Below are 20,651 nucleotides of genomic sequence, written 5' to 3' on the forward strand. Positions count from 1 at the left end.
GTGTCAGAGCTGGGGGGTCACCAGGGACGCGAACTCGTCGAGGTGGTCGAGGTCGGCCAGGTCGAGCACCTGCAGGTAGAACCGGGTCGCCCCGGCCTCGACGTACCGCCCCAGCAGGTCGGTGACCTCGGCCGGGGTGCCGCAGAACCCCTGCGACCGGATCTCCTCCGGGTCGCGGCCGACGGCCGTGGCCCGGCGCGCCACCTCGGCGTCGTCCTTCCCGAGCACCAGCAGGTGCGCCACCGACATCTCGATGCTGCCCGGGTCGCGCCCGATCGCCTCGCACGCCGCGCGCACGCGGGCGAAGCGCTGGCCGGCGTCCTCAGGGGTGCAGAAGCCGGCGTTGAAGTCGGCGGCGTAGCGCGCGGCCAGCTCGGGGGTGCGCTTCTTGCCGGCCCCGCCGACCACCACGGGCAGCGGCTGCTGCACGGGCTTGGGCAGCGCGGGGCTGTTCGAGACCGTGTAGTGCGCCCCGGAGAAGTCGTACGTGGAGCCGACCGGCGTCGACCACAGGCCGGTGATGAGCTCCAGCTGCTCCGCGAGCCTGTCGAACCGCTCCCCCAGCGGCGGGAACGGGATGGCGTAGGCGGCGTGCTCGGCCTCGAACCAGCCGGCGCCGAGGCCCAGCTCCACGCGGCCGCCGGACATCTCGTCGACCTGCGCCACCTGCACGGCCAGCACGCCGGGGTGGCGGAACGTCGCGGAGGAGACCAGCGTGCCGAGGCGCACGGTGGAGGTCTCCCGGGCGAGCCCGGCGAGGGTGGTCCAGGCGTCGGTGGAGCCCGGCAGCGCGGCCGTCGGGTCGTCCGACATGGCCAGGTAGTGGTCGGAGCGGAAGAAGGCGCTGAAGCCGGTCTCCTCCGTGCGCCGGGCCACGGCCAGCAGGTCCGCGTAGGTGGCCCCCTGCTGGGGCTCGGTGAAGATCCGCAGGTCAGGTCGCTCGCTCACAGGCGACGACCCTACGCACGGCCTCGCGACCGGCTGGCCGGCGCCCGGGCGAGCGCACCTGCCCGAGCACCACGCCCCCCAGCACGAGCAGCAGCCCCGTCCACTGCAGCGGCGCGAGGTGCTCCCCCGCGAGCGCCGTGCCGAGCGCGACACCGGCCACGGGGTTGAGGAGCCCGATGACGGCGACGGCGCTCGCGTCGAGGCGGGCCAGGCCGGCGAACCAGGCGGTGAAGGCCAGCGCCGTCGCCACGAGGGAGACGTAGAAGAGGGCGAGCCACCCCGCGCCGTCGAGCGCTGGTGGCGGTCCCTCCGCGAGCCCGGCGACGGGGGCGAGCAGCAGCCCGCTGAGGGTGAGCTGCCACGCGGTCATCGTGATCGGCCGGGGAGCCGGTGACAGGGCGCCGGCGGCGGCCCGGCGGATCCACCGCTGCGACAGCAGGGTGCCGGTGGAGAAGGCGACCACGCCCGCCACCGCGGCGAGCACCCCGAGCGGGTCGAGCCCGGAGGTGGCCGCCCCCACGAGCAGGACGACGCCGAGCAGACCGACCAGCGCCGCCGCGAGCGAGGCGGCGCGGGGCCGCTGCGACAGCAGCGGCCAGGCCAGGGCCAGCACCACGAGGGGCCCGATGCCGGTGACCGTGGCCGCCACCGACGAGGGCAGGAGCTGGGCGCTGGCGTAGACGAGGGAGAAGAAGGCGCCGTTGACGAGGGTGCCGAGGACCGCGGCGCGCCACCACCACGCGCCGGTGAGGCGGCGTCCACGGGGGTGCAGCGGGAGGGTCAGCAGCACCAGGCCGGCGGGCAGGGCGCGCAGCACGCCGCCCCACAGCGGCTCGTCCGCGGGGAGGGCGTGGCCCGTCACCCAGTAGGTGGTGCCCCAGGAGACCGGGGCGACGGCGGTGACGGCGGCCCAGCGCCAGGTGCCTTCCACGGAAGACAGAATGCCTGACGGGGAAGGTAGGTTCCACGGCGTGGGAGACCGGGACCGCGTGGCGGAGATCCAGGAGCAGTGGCGCCGGGAGCGGCCCGACCTCGACGTGACCCCGCTCGGCGTCGTCGGGCGCCTCCACCGGCTCGCCGCGGCCCTCACCCGCGAGCTGGAGGTGGTCTTCGCGGCGCACGGCCTGGGCGAGGGCGACTTCGACGTGCTCGCCACCCTGCGCCGCTCCGGCACCGACCTCCCCGCGGGCGAGCTGGCCGCGGCCACGATGGTCACCACCGGCGGCACCACCAAGCGGCTCGACAGGCTCGAGCGCGCCGGGCTGCTCACCCGCCGCGTGAGCGAGACCGACGGCCGCGGACGCGTCGTGGCGCTCACGCCCGCCGGGCGGGAGGTCGTCGACGCGGCGTTCACCGACCACGTCGCCAACGAGCACCGGCTGCTCGCGCAGCTGGACGACGGCGACGCCGCCGCCCTCGAGGGGATCCTGAGGCGCTGGCTGGCCCACCACGAGGATCCCGCGTGAGCCGCCCGCAGCCGCGTCCGGCAGCCTTGACCCCGTGACCGACGACCGCGACGACGACCTCGGTGCCGGCCTCGTGCCCGCAGGAGACCACCGCGCCCTGCGCGACGCCTTCGGGCGCTTCCCCAGCGGTGTGGTCTCGGCCTGCGCCCGCGTCGACGGCGCCCCCGTGGGCATGGCGATGAGCTCGTTCACCTCGGTCTCCCTCGACCCGCCGCTGGTGCTGGTCTGCGTCGACAGGGCCTCCTCGACGTGGCCGAAGCTCCGTGACCGCCCCGACGGAGGGCGCCTCGGCGTCTCGGTGCTCGGCGAGGCCCACGACGCCACCGCGCGCCAGCTCGCCTCGCGCACCGCCGACAGGTTCGCCGGCCTCCCGCTGGTCGACGGCGAGGGCGGCGCGGTCTTCGTCGGCGGCGCCGCGGCGTGGCTGGAGTGCTCGGTCGAGTCCGAGCTGCCCGGGGGCGACCACGTCGTCGTCCTGCTGCGCGTGCACGCCCACCGGGTGCTGGAGACGGGTCCCCTGGTCTTCCACGGGAGCACCTTCACCACGGTGGCGCCTACCCTGGTGGGGTGATGTGCGCATGACGCTGGCACCCGAGGGACGTCGCATGCTGCGGGTCGAGGCCCGCAACTCCGCCGTCCCCATCGAACGCAAGCCCGAGTGGATCCGCACCACCGCCAAGACCGGCCCCGAGTACACCGCCCTGCAGGGCCTGGTGAAGCGCGAGGGCCTGCACACGGTGTGCCAGGAGGCGGGCTGCCCCAACATCTTCGAGTGCTGGGAGGACAAGGAAGCCACCTTCCTCATCGGCGGTGACCAGTGCACCCGCCGCTGCGACTTCTGCCAGATCGACACCGGCAAGCCCGCCGACTTCGACGCCGACGAGCCCCGCCGCGTCGCGGAGTCCGTGGCCTCCATGGGCCTGCGCTACGCCACCATCACCGGCGTCGCCCGCGACGACCTCGCCGACGGCGGCGCGTGGCTGTACGCCGAGACCGTCCGCCAGATCCACGCCAACCCCACCGTCGACGGCGCGGGCACCGGCGTGGAGCTGCTGATCCCCGACTTCAACCGCGAGCCCGACCAGCTCGCCGAGGTCTTCTCCTCCCGCCCTGAGGTCCTGGCCCACAACGTCGAGACCGTGCCGCGGGTGTTCAAGCGGATCCGCCCCGCCTTCCGCTACGAGCGCTCCCTGGGCGTCATCACCGACGCCCGCGAGGCGGGCCTGGTGACCAAGTCCAACCTCATCCTGGGGATGGGCGAGACCTACGACGAGGCCGCCTCGGCGCTGCGCGACCTGCACGACGCGGGCTGCGACATCATCACCATCACCCAGTACCTGCGGCCCTCCCCGCGCCACCACCCCGTGGAGCGCTGGGTCAAGCCCGAGGAGTTCGTGGCCCTGTCCGACGAGGCGAACCGCATCGGGTTCCTCGGCGTGCTCGCCGGGCCCCTGGTGCGCTCCTCCTACCGCGCCGGGCGCCTGTACGCCCAGGCCCTGGCCGCGCGCGGCGGGGTGCTGCCCGCGCAGCTGGAGCACCTGGGTGCGGCCTCGGCGGCGGGCCCGGCCCGTCAGGAGGCCTCCGCGCTGCTCGCCGCGCAGGCGAAGCGGAGCATCCCCAGCGCTCGCTGAGGCGACGCTGACCCGACGCTGACCCGGCCGTGGACCGCCGGTGACCCGCCGCTGACCCACCTGGACCTGCGCACCGGTCCGGGTGGGTCGCGCGGCGCCTAGGATCTCGGGCATGGCACGCCGCGTCGATCCCGCTCCCTCCCCCGCCCCGGCGGAGGGGCGTCGTGGGCTCTTCCGCCGCCGCAAGCCCCGCACGGGGCCCGGCCGCATCGCGCAGATGCGCGAGGTCTACCGGATGACCGCCCGCGTCGACCCGTCCATCAAGTGGTGGATGATCGGCGCGCTGCTCATCCCGTTCGTGGTGTTCGAGCTCATCGGCGTGCTCACCGGCCACCCGATCTACTTCGGCATCATCGGCGTCCTCTTCGGCGTGCTCGCCGCGCTGTTCGTGCTGGCGCGCAAGGCCGAGTCGGCCGCCTACAAGAGCCTCGAGGGCCAGCCCGGTGCCGCCGGCGCGGCGCTGCGCACGCTGCGCCGCGGCTGGGTGGTCGAGGACGAGCCCGTCGCCATCGACCCGCGCACCCGCGACACCGTCTTCCGCGTGGTGGGGCGCCCCGGCGTCATCCTCGTCTCCGACGGCCCGCCGCACCGCGTGGGCAAGCTCCTCGACGACGAGCGCCGCCGCACCGCCCGCGTGCTCCGCGACGTGCCGCTCCACCTGGTGCAGTGCGGCCGCGGTGACGGGCAGACCCCCCTGCCCAAGCTGCCCCGCAAGATCCAGCGGCTGGAGCGCAAGCTCACCAAGCAGGAGGTCATGGAGGTGCAGAAGCGCCTCAAGGCCCTCGGCGGCCTCAAGGCCCCGATCCCCAAGGGGATCGACCCGTTCCGCGCGCGGCCCGACCGCCGCGCCGTCCGCGGGCGCTGACCTCCGCTCCCCCGCTCCCCGCAGCGCCTCTGGCCGCTGCTCCGCTCGGCCGCCGACCGGCCGTCAGCGGGGCAGCGGCCAGCGCTGTTCGTGGGAGCTGAGCAGCGCGAGGGCGGCCAGCGACACGGCGTCGACGAGGACGCCGTCGCGCACCATCGCCGCCAGCTCGGCCTCGGGCACGAACCGCGTGACGAGGTCGGCCTCGGTCTCCTCGAGCTGCTGCTCCCCCTCGACCAGCCCCTCGGCGAGCCAGGCGTGGCCGCGCTGCGAGCTGAGACCGGCGGCGAGGTCGAAGCTGCCGAGGGCCGTGACGCGCTCGGCGCGCAGGCCGGTCTCCTCGGCGAGCTCGGCGCGGGCGAGGTCCTCCAGGGACCCGGAGGCGCCGGTGCCCCAGGTGCCCTGCGGGAACTCCCAGCGGCGGGCGCCCACGGGGTAGCGGAACTGCTGCACCATCCACCAGCCCGGGCGGCCCTCGGCGTCGGTGCCGCGGGGCAGCACGATGCAGAAGTCGGGCTTGTCGACGACGCCGTAGATGCTCTCGGCGCCGTCGTCGCGGACGACGACGTCCTCCCGGACGCTGATCCAGGCGTTGGCGTAGACGACCGTGGACTCTCGCTGCTGCACCCGCCGATCCTCCCCCGGCGGGGGCCCCGGACGCGTCAGGGGCGGGGCTGGCGGCGCAAGAGCACCGTGCCGGCGGCCTTGTCGTGCGTGCCGCGACCGTGGGCGTCGGGGATGAGCGCGGGGATGACGAGCACGAGCAGCAGCGTCCTGATGAGCACCGACCGCAGCGGCGGCGGGGTGGTCCGCGCGGAGACGTCGAGGGCGGAGCCGGTCCAGACGTGCACGCGCATCCCCAGCAGCACGTGCCCGAAGCTGCCGCCCAGCAGGGCGACGAAGAGCAGCTGCTCGGCGGTGAAGAGCAGGAGGGTGGCGAGGGAGTCGTAGCCGAAGAAGGCCGCGGACAGCACCGAGCAGGCCGCCCAGTCGATGACGAGGGCCCCCACGCGGCGTCCGACGCGGGCCAGGGAACCGGGGCCGTGCACGGGCAGCCCGAGGCTGCGGCCGGGCCAGTCGTCGGGGGCGTCGGCGCTCTGGCTCACCGCGGCAGGCTACGTCGCAGCGATCTGGACGGGGTGATCGGAGCAGGCCAGGAGGCCCTACTAGGGTGCTGGCAGCGGTACCTGCCCTGCTGTCCGACCCCCCGAGGAGGTCTGGTGTTCAAGGACGCGAACGAGGTCGCTCGCTACATCACCGACAACGACGTCAAGTTCGTCGACGTGCGGTTCTGCGACCTGCCCGGCGTGATGCAGCACTTCAACGTGCCGGCTGCGACGGTCGACGAGGACTTCTTCACCGAGGGCCAGATGTTCGACGGCTCCTCCATCCGCGGCTTCCAGGCCATCAACGAGTCCGACATGAAGCTCATCCCGGACCTCGACACGGCCTACATCGACCCGTTCCGCGTCGAGAAGACGCTGAACATCAACATGCACATCGTCGACCCGATCACGGGCGAGCCCTACAGCCGCGACCCGCGCCAGATCGCGGCCAAGGCCGAGGCCTACCTGAAGAGCACGGGCATCGCCGACACGGCGTTCTTCGCGCCGGAGGCCGAGTTCTACATCTTCGACGACGTGCGCTTCAAGACCTCCCAGCAGGAGGCCTACTACCACATCGACTCCATCGAGGCCGCGTGGAACACCGGTCGCGTGGAGGAGGGCGGCAACCGCGGGTACAAGACGCCCTACAAGGGCGGCTACTTCCCGGTCCCCCCGACCGACCACTACTCGGACCTGCGCGACCAGATGAGCCTCGCGCTCGACGCGCAGGGCCTCGGCGTGGAGCGCGCCCACCACGAGGTGGGCACCGCCGGCCAGACCGAGATCAACTACCGGTTCGACACGCTCGCGAAGTCGGCCGACAAGATCATGCTCTTCAAGTACATCATCAAGAACGTGGCGTGGGAGGCCGGCAAGACGGTCACCTTCATGCCGAAGCCGCTCTTCGGTGACAACGGCTCGGGCATGCACGTGCACCAGTCGCTGTGGAAGGACGGCTCGCCGCTCTTCTACGACGAGTCCGGCTACGGCGGCCTGTCCGACATGGCCCGCTGGTACATCGGCGGCCTGCTGCACCACGCGCCGTCGCTGCTCGCCTTCACCAACCCGACGGTGAACAGCTACCACCGCCTGGTCCCGGGCTACGAGGCCCCGGTGAACCTCGTGTACTCGGCGCGCAACCGCTCCGCCTGCGTGCGCATCCCGATCACGGGCTCCAACCCCAAGGCCAAGCGCATCGAGTTCCGCGTGCCGGACCCGTCGTGCAACCCGTACCTAGCGTTCTCCGCGATGCTGCTCGCCGGCATCAACGGCATCCAGAACCGCATCGAGCCGCCGGACCCGGTGGACAAGGACCTCTACGAGCTGCCCCCCGAGGAGCACGCCTCGATCGCGCAGGTCCCCGGCTCCCTCGGCGCCGTCCTCGACGCCCTCGAGGAGGACCACACCTACCTCACGGACTCCGGGGTCTTCACCGAGGACCTCATCGAGACGTGGATCGAGTACAAGCGGAAGAACGAGATCGACCCGATCCGCTTCCGCCCGCACCCGCACGAGTTCGAGATGTACTACGACATCTAAGCACTACAGGCGGTCTGACCTGCGGAAACGTCAAGGCGACCTCGATCTAGTCCGCAATTAGTCCGCACTGCACACACGTTCGAGCCCGCACCACCCGCCTTATGACCTGACATGGCGGATGGTGCGGGCTCGTTCGTCGTAACGGTCGGTAACGGGTCTCTGGTTCGCGCAGTCAGCGTCGCGGGATAGGCCCACCGGGGTCGAGACCCGGGCGGCGCTGGTGGTGCGCGGTGATGGCCTGGGCGGCGATGTCCGCCCTCGAGCGGGCAGGCGGCTGCGCGGCCCGTTGCGCCATCACCTCACCGATCACCGCCCTCGCTGACTCGTCCGACTCCGGCCACAGGTGGGCGTAGACGTTCAGCGTCGTCGTCGCTGCTGCATGGCGGAGCCGGTACTGCACCACCTTGACGTCCAGGCCCTGGCTGATCAGCAGCGAGGCCAGGTAGTGCCGCAAGTCGTGAAAGCGGAACTCCTTGGGCAACCCTGCCTCCCGGCGGGCCTTGATCATGGCGCGGTCGATGGTGCGCGGGCAGATCTGCCGGCCCCGCCCGTCGCTGACCACGTAGTCACTCCCCCACCGCTGCACCGAAGCCACCAGCTGGTCCATCAGCTCCGGCGGCACCGGCAGCGAGGTGCGGTGGCTGTTGCCCTTGAGGGGCTCCTGGGGGTACTGGAACATCGGGTTCACCAGGCCCCGCTCGACGTCGAGGTCCTGCACGCGCAGCCCGCACGCCTCGCCGGTGCGCAGCCCGACGAAGGCGCCGAGCAGCACCGCGGGGCGCAGGTGACCGGGGAAGGCGTCGTGCAGGGCCCACACCTGCTCGGTGCTGGGCACGAAGGGTCGCTGGGTGGCGCTGCGCGGGGAGGTGCGCCGCGAGCAGGGGTTGCGATCCAGCAGCTCGTCGTGGATGGCGTCGGTCATGATCTGCGACAGGCGCCGGTGCAGGGAGTAGACGTAGCTGGGCGCGAAGCCCTGCTTCTTGAGGGCCGCCACCCAGGCCCGGACGTGGGAGGGCTTGACCTCCCGCAGCGGCATGTCACCGAAGGCGGCGTTGATGTGCGCCAGGTGCACCCTGGCCTGGCGCACCGTGCGGGTGCGGTTAGCGCCATGGCCCTCTAGCCAAGTCTCACCCCACTGCGCCACGGTGGTCCGGTCCTGCTGCTCGCAGATCAAGGGGTCGCCGCCAGCCCGCACGACGGGCATGACCTCGTCGAGCCATTGCTGAGCGTCGGCCTTGCGGTCGAAGTGTCGTGCGACCTCTCGTCCACCAGGCCCGCGGTAGCGCGCTCTCCACTTGCCGTCGGCGCGTCGCGCGATGCTCACCGAGGGGGCCGCGCCGGACGCTGCCGTCCGTACCCAGCGACACGGGCTGCGATGACCTCATCGCTGGTGCGTGGGCGCGGTACCGGACCAGGCTCGCTCGCGCGCTGGGCGTCGAGCCACGCGAGGACGGCGACCCTGTTGTACAGGACGCGCCGGCCGACCTTGACACTCGGCGGGCCTGTGCGTACATGCCGCCAGTACCGGACTGTCGACTCCGGGGTGCGCAGCAGCTCGGCCACCTCGCGGGTCAGCAGGTACTCGGTGGCGGGATTGGTGTGTGGGTCAGGCGTCGCGGCCATGGCGGAGGTCCTCGGGCTCGGCGCCCGGCAGGTCACCGGGCGGGCTGACCAGGGCATCCGCAGCGCCTTGCCCAGTCCCTAACAGGCGCAGCCGTTCTCGGCTCGCTTGCCGCATTCCCTTTGCCCAGTCCCTGACGACGCTGGTCAGACCGGCCCACGGCGGGCGCCCGCGACCCGTCTAGCTGTCTCCGCAGGCTCTACCGGCGCGCGAGCTCGTGAGCGACCCGCGCGTCCCGGAAGCGCAGTAGCGCCTGCGCCGCGGGCCGCGCAGAGGCGAGGTCCCACAACGCTTCGCGGCGCGCGCTCCACCGTGTCCATTCCCTGTGGGTCATCGTGGGCACGATCTCGACACCGTCACGGGCCTCGCCGTCAGCGAGGTCCGGTACTCCTGGGCCGGAGAGAACCAGGAGCGCGCGCACGGGCACTCCTGGGGCGACCTGGCGCAAGAGACCTCGGATCTTCCGGGTCGCTTCCTGGACCTGCCGCAGGTGTCCCTTCAACCCCTAGAGATGCTGGAGGTCATGGCTAGGAGTCATGGCCCACTTGACCTCCACGACCCACACCCCGTCGAGGGCCAGGACGACGTGGTCGACGTCGGTGTTCTCGAACATCAGGGAGCTCACCACGCCGAAGACCCCACGGGCTCGGCGCAGCTCATCGCCGACGTCTGCCTCGACATTGCGGCCGATGCGGCGCAGCACCGAACCGTCGAGGAGGCTGAGCAACACGGCGAATCCTGCACGAGCAACCCCGCGCACATGCCGACGACGAAGCCCTGCCACTGAACCTCACCGGAAGTCGGCAAGACCAGGCAGGCGCAAATCATGAGAAAGAGGACTGCGAAGGCGAGAAGGTCCCGCCACCGCCGGCGGAGGACAGTCACCCTGCGCTCGCGCATCCGCCGCGTCACCGGATGGGCGCGGCGGAGGATCCGCCGGTCATGAGGGATGCGCAATGGACCGTGTCCGCGTCGGTCGAGCCACCATTTTACGGCTATGCATCGACAGGAGCACTGATCATCTGTTTTCCGTTGCGCCTTTCAGGTGGTGCAGCAGCCGCGACTGAACCGGCGGGCCTCCGCTTGTCCGCGGCACCCCGCACTCGCCCTCGTCACGACCGCGCCGGTCGGGACCGTACTGGGCAAGGGTCCATGGACCACTTAGATACCTTGCTCCGCTCCCAGGCACTTCCCAGCAAAAGACTGGGCAAGGCGCCCGATACCTGTCTCGCTCGTCGCCCCGTTGTGACACACGACCACCGGGCGGGGTATATGCGACATCGTGACTCAGCGCTACGGGCGCCCCCGAGCGCCCGGTAGGACGTCTCGCTGAGCGGTCGTCTTACGGGCCTGTTGTCCTTCTATACGGACTAAGGACCTCCTCCACTTCCTCAGGTCCCCAGCCACGTCCCTCCTCGAACGAGCGCAAGGAAGTCCCTACAGCCGCAGACGGCGCACCAGCTGCGCGAAGATTAAGGCGCGGGTGTCAGCACCTGCCGGCACCGGCACCTCGGGCGTCGTGAAGCCCACGGCCACCCCCGTCCCCGGGTCGGCGAACCCGAGCGCCCCTCCGGCTCCGTCGTGCCCGAACGCCGCTTCGGTGCCGAAGTCATACCGGGGCGAGGGTTTCTGGAAGAGCACGGCGAACCCCGTCTCTACACCCAGGACCAAGTCAGGGCCGGAGGTTCGCAGCTGGGAGACGTCGGCGACCACGTCGGGGCGAAGCAAGGGCTCGATCCCGTCCGCACCGATCGCCCGCGCGTACACCTGACTCAGCCCCAGAGCCGAACCAGCGCCCGAGACCGACGCCGCCCCGGCCTCGAGGAGCTCGTGCGACTGGATCCAGGTATTACCCGGGCCGGCGGCGTCGAGCCTGCCGAGGGCGAGGTCAGCAAGTCCCTTCAGCGGCTGGGCCGGGCACTGCGTAGGCACGTGCACACGGTTCAGGCGGTGGTACTGCTCACGTGGGAGCCGGATCCAGAAGTCGACGTCACCTGAGCCCCTGACCCGGTCCTCGTACTGGTCTATGAGCGGGCGCCCGACCAGGCGACGGACCAGCTCATCAGCCAGCGGGCCGATGGACAGGGCGTGATAGCCGTGGCCCGCGCCCGCCACCCAGGCGGGCGCCTGGGCGGCGAGGTCGGCGGCCACCGCGCGGTCACCGCCCCACGCCGCCAGCGGATAGCGACCCGTGGTGTCCAGCAGCCCCACCTGATGCGACATCAGCTGGGCGATGGTGACCCCCTCCTTGCCCCGGGCGGCGAACTCCGGCCAGAAGCGCGCAACGGGCTCCTCAGCGCGCACATCGGCGTCCTGGAGCGCTAGGGCCAGCGCCACCCCTGCCACGCCCTTGGTCGCCGAGGCCTGCAGGTGCAGAGGGCGACTGTCGTCGTCATAACCCGCACCGGCGGCAACGTCCACCACCAGCTCACCATCGGCATGCACGGCCAACTGGAACGTCAGATGCGAGTCATCGGTCAGCAATCGGGTAGCCACATCGGCCACCCGCCCCCACCCCTGCGCCAGGGCACGGACCCTCAGCGCGCTCACTTCACCGCGCCTCCGGTGACCCCCGCCGCGATGTAGCGCTGCGCGACCACCAGGAGCGCCGCCGCCGGGATGCTCGCGATGGTCGCAGTCGCCATCAGCGCCGCCCAGCTCTGCGTGTGGGCACCGATGAAGGTGTACATGCTCAGCGTGATCGGCACGACGTCCTGCCCGGTGGTCAATGTCAAGGCAAACAGGAAGTCGCTCCAGGCGAACAGGAAGGCGAAGACGGCAGCCGTGACCAGGGCGTTGCGGCTCAGCGGCAGCACGATCGACCAGAACAGACGCAGCTCGCTCGCTCCGTCGATCTTCGCCGCCTCGATGAGCGAGGAGGGGATGTTGGTCATGAACGAACGCATCAGCAAGATGCAGAACGGCACGCCGAGTGACGCGTCGGCAAGGATCAGGCCGATGCGGGAGTCGATGAGCCCGACGTCGTTGTACAGGGAGTACAGCCCGTTGGCGATGACGATCCCCGGGATCATCTGGGTGATCACCAGCAGCGTCAGCAGCGCCGCCCCGCCGGGCAGAGGGAGCGCGGTCCGCGATAGGCCGTAGGCGGCGGGCGCCGAGACCGCCAGGCAGACGAGAACGGCGCCGACGGCAATGACCAGGCTCGTGCCCAGGTTGCCCAGCTGTGAGTCGATGGCCTCGCGGTAGCCGCCCAGGTCGACCTGGAAGGGGAACCACTGGGTGCTCAGGAGGTTCTCGCTGCCCTGCAAAGAGGTGTTGACCATCCAGTAGACCGGGAACAGCAGCACGGCGACGATGACGACGCCGAAAGCGGTGCGCAGAGCCGACATCGCGCTGCGCCTGCTGCTCCGTCCTGACTTGCGTCCGGACTGGTCCCTGAGCCCGGAGCCGGGTGCGGCGCTGCTGCCTGCAGGGTGGCGCAGCTCACGACGTCGGTCAGTGCGTGCAGGGTGGGTGCAGTCATGTCAGCCTGCCAGGTCGCTCGCGCGGCGGTTCGCCCGCAGCTGGACGGCAGCGACCAGCAGCGTGACGACGATGAGGATGTTGCTCAGGGCAGCTCCGGTGCCGAACTGGAAGTCGCGGAAGGAGAGCTGGTAGGCCTGCGTGGCGTAGGTGTCCGACGCGCCGGCCGGGCCACCGCCGGTCAGGGCCAGCACGATGTCGAGCACGCGGATCGTGTAGATGAACCCGAGCATCAGCACGATCACCACCACCGGCCGCAGCAGCGGCCAGGTGATGCGGCGGAAGGCGCGGGCCCCGGTCGCGCCATCCAGGGAGGCTGCCTCGTACAGGTCCTGAGGGATCTCCTGCAGACCCCCGTAGAGGATCACCATGACGAACGGGATACCCACCCAGACGTTCACGATGATGACGGAGTAGAGCGCCACGGACGGGTCGGTCAGCCAGGGGACGGCGCCCAGCCCCACCAGGCCCAGCAGCTCGTTCAGCACCCCGGAGGTGCCCTCCATCATCCGCCGCCACACGGCGGAGGAGATGATCAGCGGTAGCAGCCAGGGCAGCAGCACTAGGGAGCGCAGCACGGCGTTGAGCCGAAAGTGCGCGTTAAAGTACACCGCCAGTGCCAATCCGATGACGAACGTCGCAGCCAGGGAGACCAGCGTGAAGATCGCCGTGTTGAAGGTGATCCGCCCGAAGGTCCGCGACGTGACGACGTCGACGTAGTTGGCGAACCCGACGAAGGGCGCCTCGCCGGTGTAGAAGGTCGCCGTCGTGTACTCGCGGAAGCTCGTGGTGATGTTGTTGACCACCGGCACCGCGAAGAACGCCAGCATGTAGAGCGCGGCTGGAAGTACGAACCACCACATCGTCCACCGGCGGCGCCGCAGCACGCCGCGAGGTGCACCTTGGGCCGTGGTGACCGCTACACCCTGGGTGTCGGGGTCCACCGGTCCGGGCTCGAGGGTGCTGGCGGGGGTGCTCACTGCGCCTCCACGTCGGCCTGGGCTGCGGCGAGTGCGTCCGGGACGCTCTCCTGACCCGAGATGACAGCCTGGATAGCTGTGGAAAGGGCCGCGTCCACCGCCGGCCACTTCAGGCCTGAGTCAGATGTGAGGGCCTTGGCGGTGGTGACGGTCTGCACGATGGGAGCCATCTCCGGCTGCTGCTGGGCCAGCTGCTGGGCTGAGGCCGAGTCGCTGGGAACGGTGTTGTTCTGCAGCGCCGTGGCCAGCTGGGTCTGCGGCGCGTTCAGGCAGGTGACCACGCTGGCCGCGGCCTGCTCGCGCTCGGGAGTGCTGCGTCCGACCGTCCACAGCTCCCCACCCAGGGGGGCGACGGGGGTGTCACCAGCTGCGGGTACGGGGATGGTGGTGCTGGCCCACTGGAGGCCTTCGGTGGCGTTCAGGCTGGGGATCTGCCACGGCCCGTTGATCATCATGGCGGCCCTACCGGCGGCGAACTGGTCCTTGGCGTCGGCCTGGGTCCAGTTCACCGCAGAGGTGGAGACGTAGCCCTTGGTCGCTAGACCGGTGTAGAAGCTCACAGCCTCCTGGGCCTGCGGGCTGGTGAGGTCCAGCTGGGAGCCGCCGTTGCCCCACAGGAACGGGATGAAGGTCCAGGTGCCCTCGGTGCCGGAGGCCGCGGCGTAAGCGAAGCCCTGGTGCTCGGGGGTGGTGAGCGCCGCCGCGGCGGCCTCGAGCTCGGGCCAGGTGGTCGGGACGGCGACGCCGGCGTCAGCGAGCATCTGGGTGTTGTAGAAGAGCACAAGGGTGTTGACGTTGGGCGCCAGCCCGTACAGGTCACCCTCGTACTGCCCGGTCTCCAGCACCGACGGCAGGTACCCGCTGGTGTCCACGTCAAGGTCGGTCAGCGGAACCAGGGCCCCGGTGGAGGCGAACTGCGGCAGGTCGGGGTTGTTGACCATGACTACGTCGGGCACGGTCTTGGCCGAGACCTGCTGCAGGACACGGGCGTTGTACTGGCTGGACGGCACACTGGAGTGGCTGATGGTGGCCCCGGCCTGCGCGGCGCAGTCGCTGAGGCGCTTCTCGGTGTCGGTGTGCGAGGGCTCATCGGTGTAGTAGTCCAGGGCGGTCAGCTCGAGCGGGCCGCCGGAGGCGTCGTCGCCAGAGGAGCTGGAGCAGGCGCCCAGCGCCAGCGGCAGGGCGAGAACCGCCGCCAGTGCGGCGCGACGGGTGCGGGTGCGAGTCATCATTGACCTCTTTCGGGGGTGCTGTCGGCGGTCGGCCGGTGGTCCGGTGGTCCGGTGGTCCGGTGGAGCAGGGCGGCTGTCAGGCGGTGGCGGGCTGCGCAGCCCACGCCGCAAGAGCGGTCTCGAGCACTTCCGGCTCGGGTGCGCCGGGCAGGACGACCACGCGGGTCCGCAGCCGCAGGTCCTCACCCGCGGCGAGCACTCGGTCGCCGTGCATGAGGGGGGCGGTGGCCAGGAAGCCGAACCCGTCGGCCGCGGTCGCTGCGTAGACGGGGTGGGGGGCGCCCTCATCTGCGGGGTGAGGCAGCAGCGCCACCCCGCCCCGGCCGGGGACCTCGGGCTCGTCCACCTCGGCGCCATCGACCAGGCCGCTGTAGGCGGCCCATGTGGCGACCTCGCCGTGGACGGCGACAGCTCCCGAGCGCCCCCCGGAGGCGAGGATCTCCTCGCCGTCGGCCATGGCGCGGGCAGCGCGGTAGTTCAAGCCCGCATAACCGCCCCAGCTGGTCTGCGGCCACGGGGTGGTGGACAGCGCCACTTCGCGGGTGGCGCGCCAGCGCTGGTCCCAGTCGAGCACCCAAGCGCCAGCCAGCAGCGGGTCCAGGCCAGCGGTCACCTCACGCTGCTCGGTCAGCAGCACCTCGGTGGTGGCGTCGACGGTCCAGTCGAGCTGTTCGTGCACGGTGACCCGCCCGTTGTCCTCGCGCACGGCGTGCTCGCGCACGAGGCTCCGCCCGAGGCCGCTGCGGTTCCCCCCGTACCCGGGGTGGTCCTCCCAGAACAGGACGTCGTCCACGAACTTCCAGGACCACCACAGCCCGTGGTGCCAGCGGTGATCGTGGGGGGCGTGAGTGGTGAGCACGCCCCGGTGGGTCAGCGGGCGCAGGTCGTCGAGGTAGGGGTGGTTGGCGCCCGTGCCCCAGTGGAACCGAGCAACGGGCTGGCCCTGCGGGCCGAGCAGCTCACCGGTCTGTCCCGGTCCTTGCTGCCAAGTCAGGCCACCGCTCATGCGAGCGCCCGCGCGGCGGAGGCGTCCACCGGGGCCTCCGGAAGCGGCGGCTGCCAGCCCGAGAAGCCATGCGACCAGCCCGTGCCGTAGTCGGGATCCCAGCGGTCGCCCATCACCTCGGCCAGCTCAACCACGCGGTGCTGAGCACCGGAGGTGTAGGTCGCCTCCAGCACCGCCATCACGGCGAGGTTGTCCTGCACCGAGCACAGAGGCGCCTGACCGGCGGCCAGTGCCTGGCGGAAGTGCGCCATGGTGAGCCCGAATGCGTGGGGGAACCACGTGCCGCGTACGTGCGGCGCGATGGACCGCCGCTGCACCTGGCTCCCGCCATCGGTGCGGGTGGAGATGACCACGTCGCCCTCGGGGCGCCAGTCGACCAGACCGTCCGGGCCCTGCACCCACACGGCCTCGTTCCCGTGGGGCACGGGCTCGGTGCCGTAGTACGTGCCGGTGGAGACGAGCACCAGCTGCAGGCCGCTGCGGTAGCGCAGGGCTAGGTGCCCCCAGCCGTCGGAGGTGACCCCGGGTTGGGACACGTCGTGCCCGGTCAGGGCGTGCACCTGCTCCGGCGGGCCGAACAGCAGCTGCAGCAGCCCCAGGTGGTGGACCGAGAGGCCGGCGGTCCACCAGCGCTCGTCCTTGCCGAACCACGGGTGGTCGGGCAGGTCGAACTGGTACTGCGCCACCAGCTGGGCGTAGCTGGGCTCGCCGGCCACCCGGTCCTGGCACAGTGCCGTCGCCAGGGCGATGGCCGAGGGGGTGAAGCACATGTTCTGGTTGACCATGCCGACCACGCCCGCAGCCTCGGCGGTTTCGACCAGCTCCAGGGCGTCGGCGTAGGTCATGGCCATTGGCTTCTGCACGAGGAAGGGCTTGCCGGCGGCGGCGATCTGCTCCACCACCGGTAGGCGGGTGGAGCGGTGGTGCGGGGTGGCGAGGTCGACGACACCGACAGCGGGGTCGGCCAGCAGATCCGCCAAGTCCGCGTAGACGACGGCGCCGGGGGTGTCTGCGGCGAGGCGGGCACGGGCGGCGGGGTCGGGGTCGTAGCCGGCCACCACGGGCTGGCCGTACAGGCGGTAGCCCTCGCGGTGGGCGGTGGTGATGCTGCCGAGCCCCACCTGTCCCACACCCCAGGCCGGCTGGGAATTACTCGTGGTGCTGTTCTCCGTGCCGTTCGTCGTGCCGGTCATCGGGTGGCCCCCAGGCCCTCGAGGTAGGTGGCGGAGGCGAGCACGGCCTCGTCCCCGGCCACCTCCAGCGTGGTGGCGCCGTCGAAGCCGGCGGACACCAGAGCGGAGTAGACGCCAGCGACGTCGACGACCCCGGTGCCGAGGGCGATGGTGGACATGCCGCAGCCGAAGACCTCCCCGCGCTTGGCTTCCCACTCGGGGCCGAGGTCCTTCCAGTGCACGTGCTCGATGCGGTCACCGAACCGGCGCACGTACTCCACCGGATCAGCACCGGCCAGCCAGCTGTTACCGGTGTCGAGGTTGACACCGAGCGCCGGGGAACCAGCGCGCTCGAGCAGCTCCTCCATCGCGGTGGGGTCGCCGGTGACGGGCCCGTGCGGTTCCAGGAGCAGCTTCACTCCGTGGTCCTCGGCCACGCGCAGCGGCTCGTGGAGCTTCTCCAGCACGGTGAACAGGCGCTGCTCGCGGGTCAGTCCGCGGCCGAATGCCGTCTCGGGTTCGCCCTCCGTGGTGACGACGTGGGAGACGCCGATCGCAGCCGCGGCGCGGATGGCCTTGATGACCTGTGAGGTCCCGTACCGCCACGGCGCCGACGCGTCCAGGAGGTCTGCGTGGGCGCAGAAGGAGGTGATGCGCAGCCCTCGGTCGGCGAAGAGGCGCCGCAGGTCGTGCGGGTTGGCGTCCAAGCTGGCCACGGCGCTGAAGCCAAAGTGGTTGCCGAGCACGGCGCCGTCGCCGGTGTCGGTGACATCGGCGGTGGTGAAGCCCCAGTCACGGATGCGGTCGAGCTGGTGGTCGAGGTTGGAGAAGGGGTCGACAAGTGCGAAGCAGCCGACGGTGATGGCCACGAGCGCTCCTTCGGGCTGGTGGGCGGAGGGGCGTGCCCCTCTTGGTGTGCTCCGAGCCTGCGCCGGAGCTCACCGCGGTGTCGTCCGCTGCCGGTCGCTGGCCGATTTCGAACACCTGCGCCCATCGCCGTCTCGCTGGCGGTGACGGTCCCGCGTGGGCCGGTGGACGGCGTCGTACCGTCGTGGAGGACTCCGCCGCGCTAGGGCCGTGACCCGGCTGACCTGCGCTGCGGCGTCGGCGATGGACGGCTGCAGCACTCGGGCGTCACACCGCGCCTAGCGTAGGAAGTGGTGGTCGACTGTGCGCGAGCGGGCGATGTTCAGGGGCTCTGACGGGACGTACCGGGACGATCCGAACGCCCCGCTGCGGCGCGCCGGCGCCCGCGGCGACATCGGCTTGTGGGCCTGGGGGCGAGACCATTACCCCGGGCTGCCCCTGCAGGACGGTGTGCTGCCGGGCCTGCTGAGCGCGGGCCTGTGGGAGGTCGCGGCGGACCAGGACTGGGGCCTGGACTGGCACCTAAATGAGGGGGTGGAGGTCACCTTCGTCACGCACGGACGCGTCGGCTTCTCGTGCGGGGCGGCTGAGTGGGAACTCGGCCGCGGGTGGGTGACCGTCACCCGCCCGTGGCAGCGGCACCGCGTGGGACTACCCCACGTCACCGCGTGCACGCTCGGGTGGTTCGTGCTGGAGGTGGGCGCGCTGAGACCCAACCAGGAGTGGACCTGGCCGTCGTGGCTGGCTCTGCAGGATGTCGACCGGCAGCGACTGTCGCACCTGCTCCGAGGCCAGGAGCAGACGACCTGGCGGGTCAGCCCTGCGGTCGAGCAGGCGGTGGAGCGGCTCGAGCTGGCGCTGCGTAGCCCCGGCCCCCGGACCACCAGCCGGTTGGGCCTGCGCATGTCGGAGGTGTTGTTGGAGCTGCTCGACGTGCTGGAGGGCGATGATGGCGTCTCCGACCCCTACCTCACCTCGGCTGAGCGCACGGTCGAAGTCTTCCTCGCCGGCCTGCGGACGCGGCTGGCTGAGCCGTGGACGGTGAATGCCATGGCGGCGGCCTGCGGGCTCGGGCGGACGCGCTTCACCCACCACTGCCGTCAGCTGGTCAACACCACCCCGCTGGAGTACCTGACGGGGCTGCGGATGGAGCGGGCCCTGGTACTGCTGTCGACCACCGGCTCTACGGTCACGGAGGTCGCCTTGTCGTGCGGGTACTCCTCCAGCCAGTACTTCGCCACAGTCTTTCGCCAGCACTTCGATCGCACGCCGTTGCAGGCCCGCCGGGCGGCGGGACCCACTTCCTGATGAGGACGACTCGCTGGCACCACAACTCTTGTCTGCCCTGCCCGGGTAGCGATCGGCGGTCTCAAGGGGTCGTCGCAACACCCCACGTGAGAGGTGCTGCCGATGTCCCAACGACGCCACGAACAACTCCGACGCGAAGAGCAGTTCTGGACCCTGGTCCGCCAAGGCATCGGCTTCAGCGCCGCCTGTGAGGCTGCCGGGGTGCACCGACGACAGGGCTACCGCTGGCGCAAAGCAGCCGGCGGACGCATCCCCACCGCACCGCGCGTCGTCAGCAAGCGCTACCTGTGCCTGCAAGAGCGGCTGACCATCGCCGACCTTCACCTGAACGGGCACGGGATACGCGCCATCGCCACCGACCTGGGTCGGGCGCCCTCGACCATCAGCCGCGAGCTGACCCGCAACGGCACTCCCGGTCCGGGGCGCAGACCCCGCTCCACGCTGGCGCCGCGGCCGCGCAGCTACCTGCCCTACGCCGCCCACCAGCGCGCCGCCGCACGAGCGGCCCGACCCAAGGTGGCCAAGCTGGACGACGCCGTCATCGGCCCCGCACTCACCGCCTACGTCAGCGCCAAGATGGACCTGCGGTGGAGCCCTGAGCAGATCAGCCGCACCCTGGCTCAGGCCTACCCCGATCGGCAGGAGCTGCGGGTGTCCACATGAATCGACACGAGACGATCTACCAGTCCCTGTTCGTCCAGGGCCGCGGTCACCTGCGCGCTGACCTGCACCGACAGCTGCGTAGCGGCCGAGCTCAACGCCAGTCCAGCGGCGGCAGCGCCGCGCGTCAGCCCAAGATGCCGGGTCTGGTCAGCATCAGTGAGCGACCCGCTGAGGCCGCCGACCGCGCCGTTCCAGGCCATCGGGAGGGCGATCTGATCTTGGGGTCGAACTGCCGCTCAGCGGTGGGGACGCTGGTGGAGCGCGCCACCCGCTACGTGCTGCTGGTGCACCTGCCCGGCGCTCATGACGCCCCAGCGGTGGCCGCGGCGCTGACGGCGACGATCCAGACGCTGCCGGCTCATCTGCGGCGGTCGCTGACGTGGGACCGCGGCACGGAGATGGCTCGCCACGCCGAGGTCACTCTGGCCACCGACATGGCGATCTACTTCTGTGACCCGCACTCGCCGTGGCAGCGGGGGTCGAACGAGAACGCGAACGGCTTGCTCAGGCAGTACATGCCGAAGGGGACAGACCTCTCCAAGCACACCGTCGAGGACCTGGCCGCGATCGCTGCTGAGCTGAACGGCCGGCCTCGTAGGACGCTGGGGTGGGCCACTCCGGCGGAGGCGATGAGCCGTCTACTGTCCGATCCCAGTCAGCCAGTCGTTGCGACGACCCCCTGAATCCGCCATGGTCTTCTGCGACGGACGGCGACCTCGAGCGCCACTGCACTGAAAGGCGCTCCGAGGCGGGCGGTCAGCGGTCGT

Annotated in this window: 20 protein-coding genes and 1 pseudogene; 7 read left to right on the plus strand and 14 right to left on the minus strand. The window is 71.3% G+C overall.

Annotated features, from left to right (window positions below; translation table 11 throughout):
* Positions 1 to 3 precede the first annotated feature (3 nt).
* A complete protein-coding gene (locus F1641_RS10465; RefSeq protein ID WP_194905320.1) occupies positions 4 to 948 on the minus strand; it encodes an LLM class F420-dependent oxidoreductase in 945 nt (314 codons plus the stop codon).
* Positions 932 to 1,879, minus strand: a complete 948-nt coding sequence (locus tag F1641_RS10470; protein ID WP_206690999.1) for a DMT family transporter — start codon at positions 1,877 to 1,879, stop codon at positions 932 to 934. The genes F1641_RS10465 and F1641_RS10470 overlap by 17 nt, the downstream gene beginning before the upstream one ends.
* A gap of 10 nt (positions 1,880 to 1,889) precedes the next feature.
* Here F1641_RS10470 and F1641_RS10475 point away from each other — a divergent pair, with 10 nt between their 5' ends.
* The 4 genes from F1641_RS10475 to F1641_RS10490 all read left to right on the plus strand — a co-directional run bounded on the left by F1641_RS10475 (position 1,890) and on the right by F1641_RS10490 (position 4,910).
* On the plus strand, positions 1,890 to 2,414 hold the full coding sequence (locus F1641_RS10475) for a MarR family transcriptional regulator (protein ID WP_194905321.1): 525 nt from the start codon (positions 1,890 to 1,892) through the stop codon (positions 2,412 to 2,414).
* 34 nt (positions 2,415 to 2,448) lie between these two features.
* Positions 2,449 to 2,985, plus strand: coding sequence for a flavin reductase family protein (locus F1641_RS10480; protein ID WP_309225555.1), 537 nt, complete (start codon positions 2,449 to 2,451; stop codon positions 2,983 to 2,985).
* 7 nt (positions 2,986 to 2,992) lie between these two features.
* Entirely contained in the window at positions 2,993 to 4,045 is a 1,053-nt protein-coding gene (locus F1641_RS10485) for a lipoyl synthase (RefSeq protein WP_194905323.1), read from the plus strand.
* A 112-nt stretch (positions 4,046 to 4,157) separates the two neighbouring features.
* Positions 4,158 to 4,910: a DUF4191 domain-containing protein gene (locus F1641_RS10490; protein WP_194905325.1), complete on the plus strand. Its 753-nt coding sequence runs from the start codon at positions 4,158 to 4,160 to the stop codon at positions 4,908 to 4,910.
* A 63-nt stretch (positions 4,911 to 4,973) separates the two neighbouring features.
* On the opposite strand, the gene F1641_RS10495 is transcribed toward F1641_RS10490, so the two are convergent.
* Together F1641_RS10495 and F1641_RS10500 are read right to left on the minus strand one after the other, a co-directional pair.
* A complete protein-coding gene (locus F1641_RS10495) occupies positions 4,974 to 5,534 on the minus strand; it encodes an NUDIX hydrolase (protein WP_194905326.1) in 561 nt (186 codons plus the stop codon).
* 35 nt (positions 5,535 to 5,569) lie between these two features.
* On the minus strand, positions 5,570 to 6,013 hold the full coding sequence (locus tag F1641_RS10500; protein ID WP_194905328.1) for an RDD family protein: 444 nt from the start codon (positions 6,011 to 6,013) through the stop codon (positions 5,570 to 5,572).
* A 114-nt stretch (positions 6,014 to 6,127) separates the two neighbouring features.
* Between F1641_RS10500 and glnA the strand changes: the two genes are divergently transcribed.
* Positions 6,128 to 7,552, plus strand: a complete 1,425-nt coding sequence (glnA, locus tag F1641_RS10505; protein ID WP_194905330.1) for a type I glutamate--ammonia ligase — start codon at positions 6,128 to 6,130, stop codon at positions 7,550 to 7,552.
* A 172-nt stretch (positions 7,553 to 7,724) separates the two neighbouring features.
* Here glnA and F1641_RS10510 read toward each other — a convergent pair whose 3' ends face one another.
* From F1641_RS10510 to F1641_RS10555, 10 genes are all read right to left on the minus strand, one after another.
* Positions 7,725 to 8,639: a site-specific integrase gene (locus F1641_RS10510; RefSeq protein WP_206691001.1), complete on the minus strand. Its 915-nt coding sequence runs from the start codon at positions 8,637 to 8,639 to the stop codon at positions 7,725 to 7,727.
* Between the two features lie 233 nt (positions 8,640 to 8,872).
* On the minus strand, positions 8,873 to 9,232 hold the full coding sequence (locus F1641_RS23845) for a helix-turn-helix domain-containing protein (protein WP_375541477.1): 360 nt from the start codon (positions 9,230 to 9,232) through the stop codon (positions 8,873 to 8,875).
* Between the two features lie 446 nt (positions 9,233 to 9,678).
* Complete coding sequence (locus tag F1641_RS10520) at positions 9,679 to 9,903, minus strand: nuclease-related domain-containing protein (protein WP_194905335.1); 225 nt, start codon at positions 9,901 to 9,903, stop codon at positions 9,679 to 9,681.
* 707 nt (positions 9,904 to 10,610) lie between these two features.
* Entirely contained in the window at positions 10,611 to 11,678 is a 1,068-nt protein-coding gene (locus tag F1641_RS10525; protein WP_194905337.1) for a serine hydrolase domain-containing protein, read from the minus strand.
* A 41-nt stretch (positions 11,679 to 11,719) separates the two neighbouring features.
* The gene (locus F1641_RS10530) at positions 11,720 to 12,523 is read right to left on the minus strand and encodes a carbohydrate ABC transporter permease (RefSeq protein WP_194905339.1); all 804 of its coding nucleotides are present in this window, start codon (positions 12,521 to 12,523) and stop codon (positions 11,720 to 11,722) included.
* A gap of 135 nt (positions 12,524 to 12,658) precedes the next feature.
* Positions 12,659 to 13,636, minus strand: coding sequence for a carbohydrate ABC transporter permease (locus F1641_RS10535; protein ID WP_206691002.1), 978 nt, complete (start codon positions 13,634 to 13,636; stop codon positions 12,659 to 12,661).
* The gene (locus F1641_RS10540; RefSeq protein ID WP_194905341.1) at positions 13,633 to 14,865 is read right to left on the minus strand and encodes a sugar ABC transporter substrate-binding protein; all 1,233 of its coding nucleotides are present in this window, start codon (positions 14,863 to 14,865) and stop codon (positions 13,633 to 13,635) included. The genes F1641_RS10535 and F1641_RS10540 overlap by 4 nt, the downstream gene beginning before the upstream one ends.
* Positions 14,866 to 14,944: 79 nt before the next feature.
* Positions 14,945 to 15,874, minus strand: a complete 930-nt coding sequence (locus tag F1641_RS10545) for a DUF6807 family protein (RefSeq protein ID WP_194905343.1) — start codon at positions 15,872 to 15,874, stop codon at positions 14,945 to 14,947.
* The gene (locus tag F1641_RS10550; RefSeq protein WP_194905344.1) at positions 15,871 to 17,067 is read right to left on the minus strand and encodes a Gfo/Idh/MocA family protein; all 1,197 of its coding nucleotides are present in this window, start codon (positions 17,065 to 17,067) and stop codon (positions 15,871 to 15,873) included. The genes F1641_RS10545 and F1641_RS10550 overlap by 4 nt, the downstream gene beginning before the upstream one ends.
* Positions 17,064 to 17,915, minus strand: a complete 852-nt coding sequence (locus F1641_RS10555; RefSeq protein WP_206691003.1) for a sugar phosphate isomerase/epimerase — start codon at positions 17,913 to 17,915, stop codon at positions 17,064 to 17,066. The genes F1641_RS10550 and F1641_RS10555 overlap by 4 nt, the downstream gene beginning before the upstream one ends.
* 301 nt (positions 17,916 to 18,216) lie before the next feature.
* Here F1641_RS10555 and F1641_RS23200 point away from each other — a divergent pair, with 301 nt between their 5' ends.
* On the plus strand, positions 18,217 to 19,221 hold the full coding sequence (locus F1641_RS23200; protein WP_194905347.1) for a helix-turn-helix transcriptional regulator: 1,005 nt from the start codon (positions 18,217 to 18,219) through the stop codon (positions 19,219 to 19,221).
* 102 nt (positions 19,222 to 19,323) lie between these two features.
* Positions 19,324 to 20,567 (plus strand): annotated as a pseudogene (locus F1641_RS10565) (IS30 family transposase).
* Positions 20,568 to 20,651: the final 84 nt, after the last annotated feature.

The organism is Quadrisphaera sp. INWT6, from assembly GCF_015390235.1.
Lineage (GTDB): Bacteria > Actinomycetota > Actinomycetes > Actinomycetales > Quadrisphaeraceae > Quadrisphaera.

Excerpts from the sequence above, each read along its gene's own strand:
- F1641_RS10475 (WP_194905321.1), top strand. The coding sequence starts at position 1,890 with ATGCCTGACGGGGAAGGTAGGTTCCACGGCGTGGGAGACCGGGACCGC.
- F1641_RS10485 (WP_194905323.1), top strand. The coding sequence starts at position 2,993 with ATGACGCTGGCACCCGAGGGACGTCGCATGCTGCGGGTCGAGGCCCGC.
- F1641_RS10490 (WP_194905325.1), top strand. The coding sequence starts at position 4,158 with ATGGCACGCCGCGTCGATCCCGCTCCCTCCCCCGCCCCGGCGGAGGGG.
- F1641_RS23845 (WP_375541477.1), bottom strand. The coding sequence starts at position 9,232 with ATGCCCTGGTCAGCCCGCCCGGTGACCTGCCGGGCGCCGAGCCCGAGG.
- F1641_RS10530 (WP_194905339.1), bottom strand. The coding sequence starts at position 12,523 with ATGTCGGCTCTGCGCACCGCTTTCGGCGTCGTCATCGTCGCCGTGCTG.
- F1641_RS10540 (WP_194905341.1), bottom strand. The coding sequence starts at position 14,865 with ATGACTCGCACCCGCACCCGTCGCGCCGCACTGGCGGCGGTTCTCGCC.
- F1641_RS10545 (WP_194905343.1), bottom strand. The coding sequence starts at position 15,874 with ATGAGCGGTGGCCTGACTTGGCAGCAAGGACCGGGACAGACCGGTGAG.
- F1641_RS10550 (WP_194905344.1), bottom strand. The coding sequence starts at position 17,067 with ATGACCGGCACGACGAACGGCACGGAGAACAGCACCACGAGTAATTCC.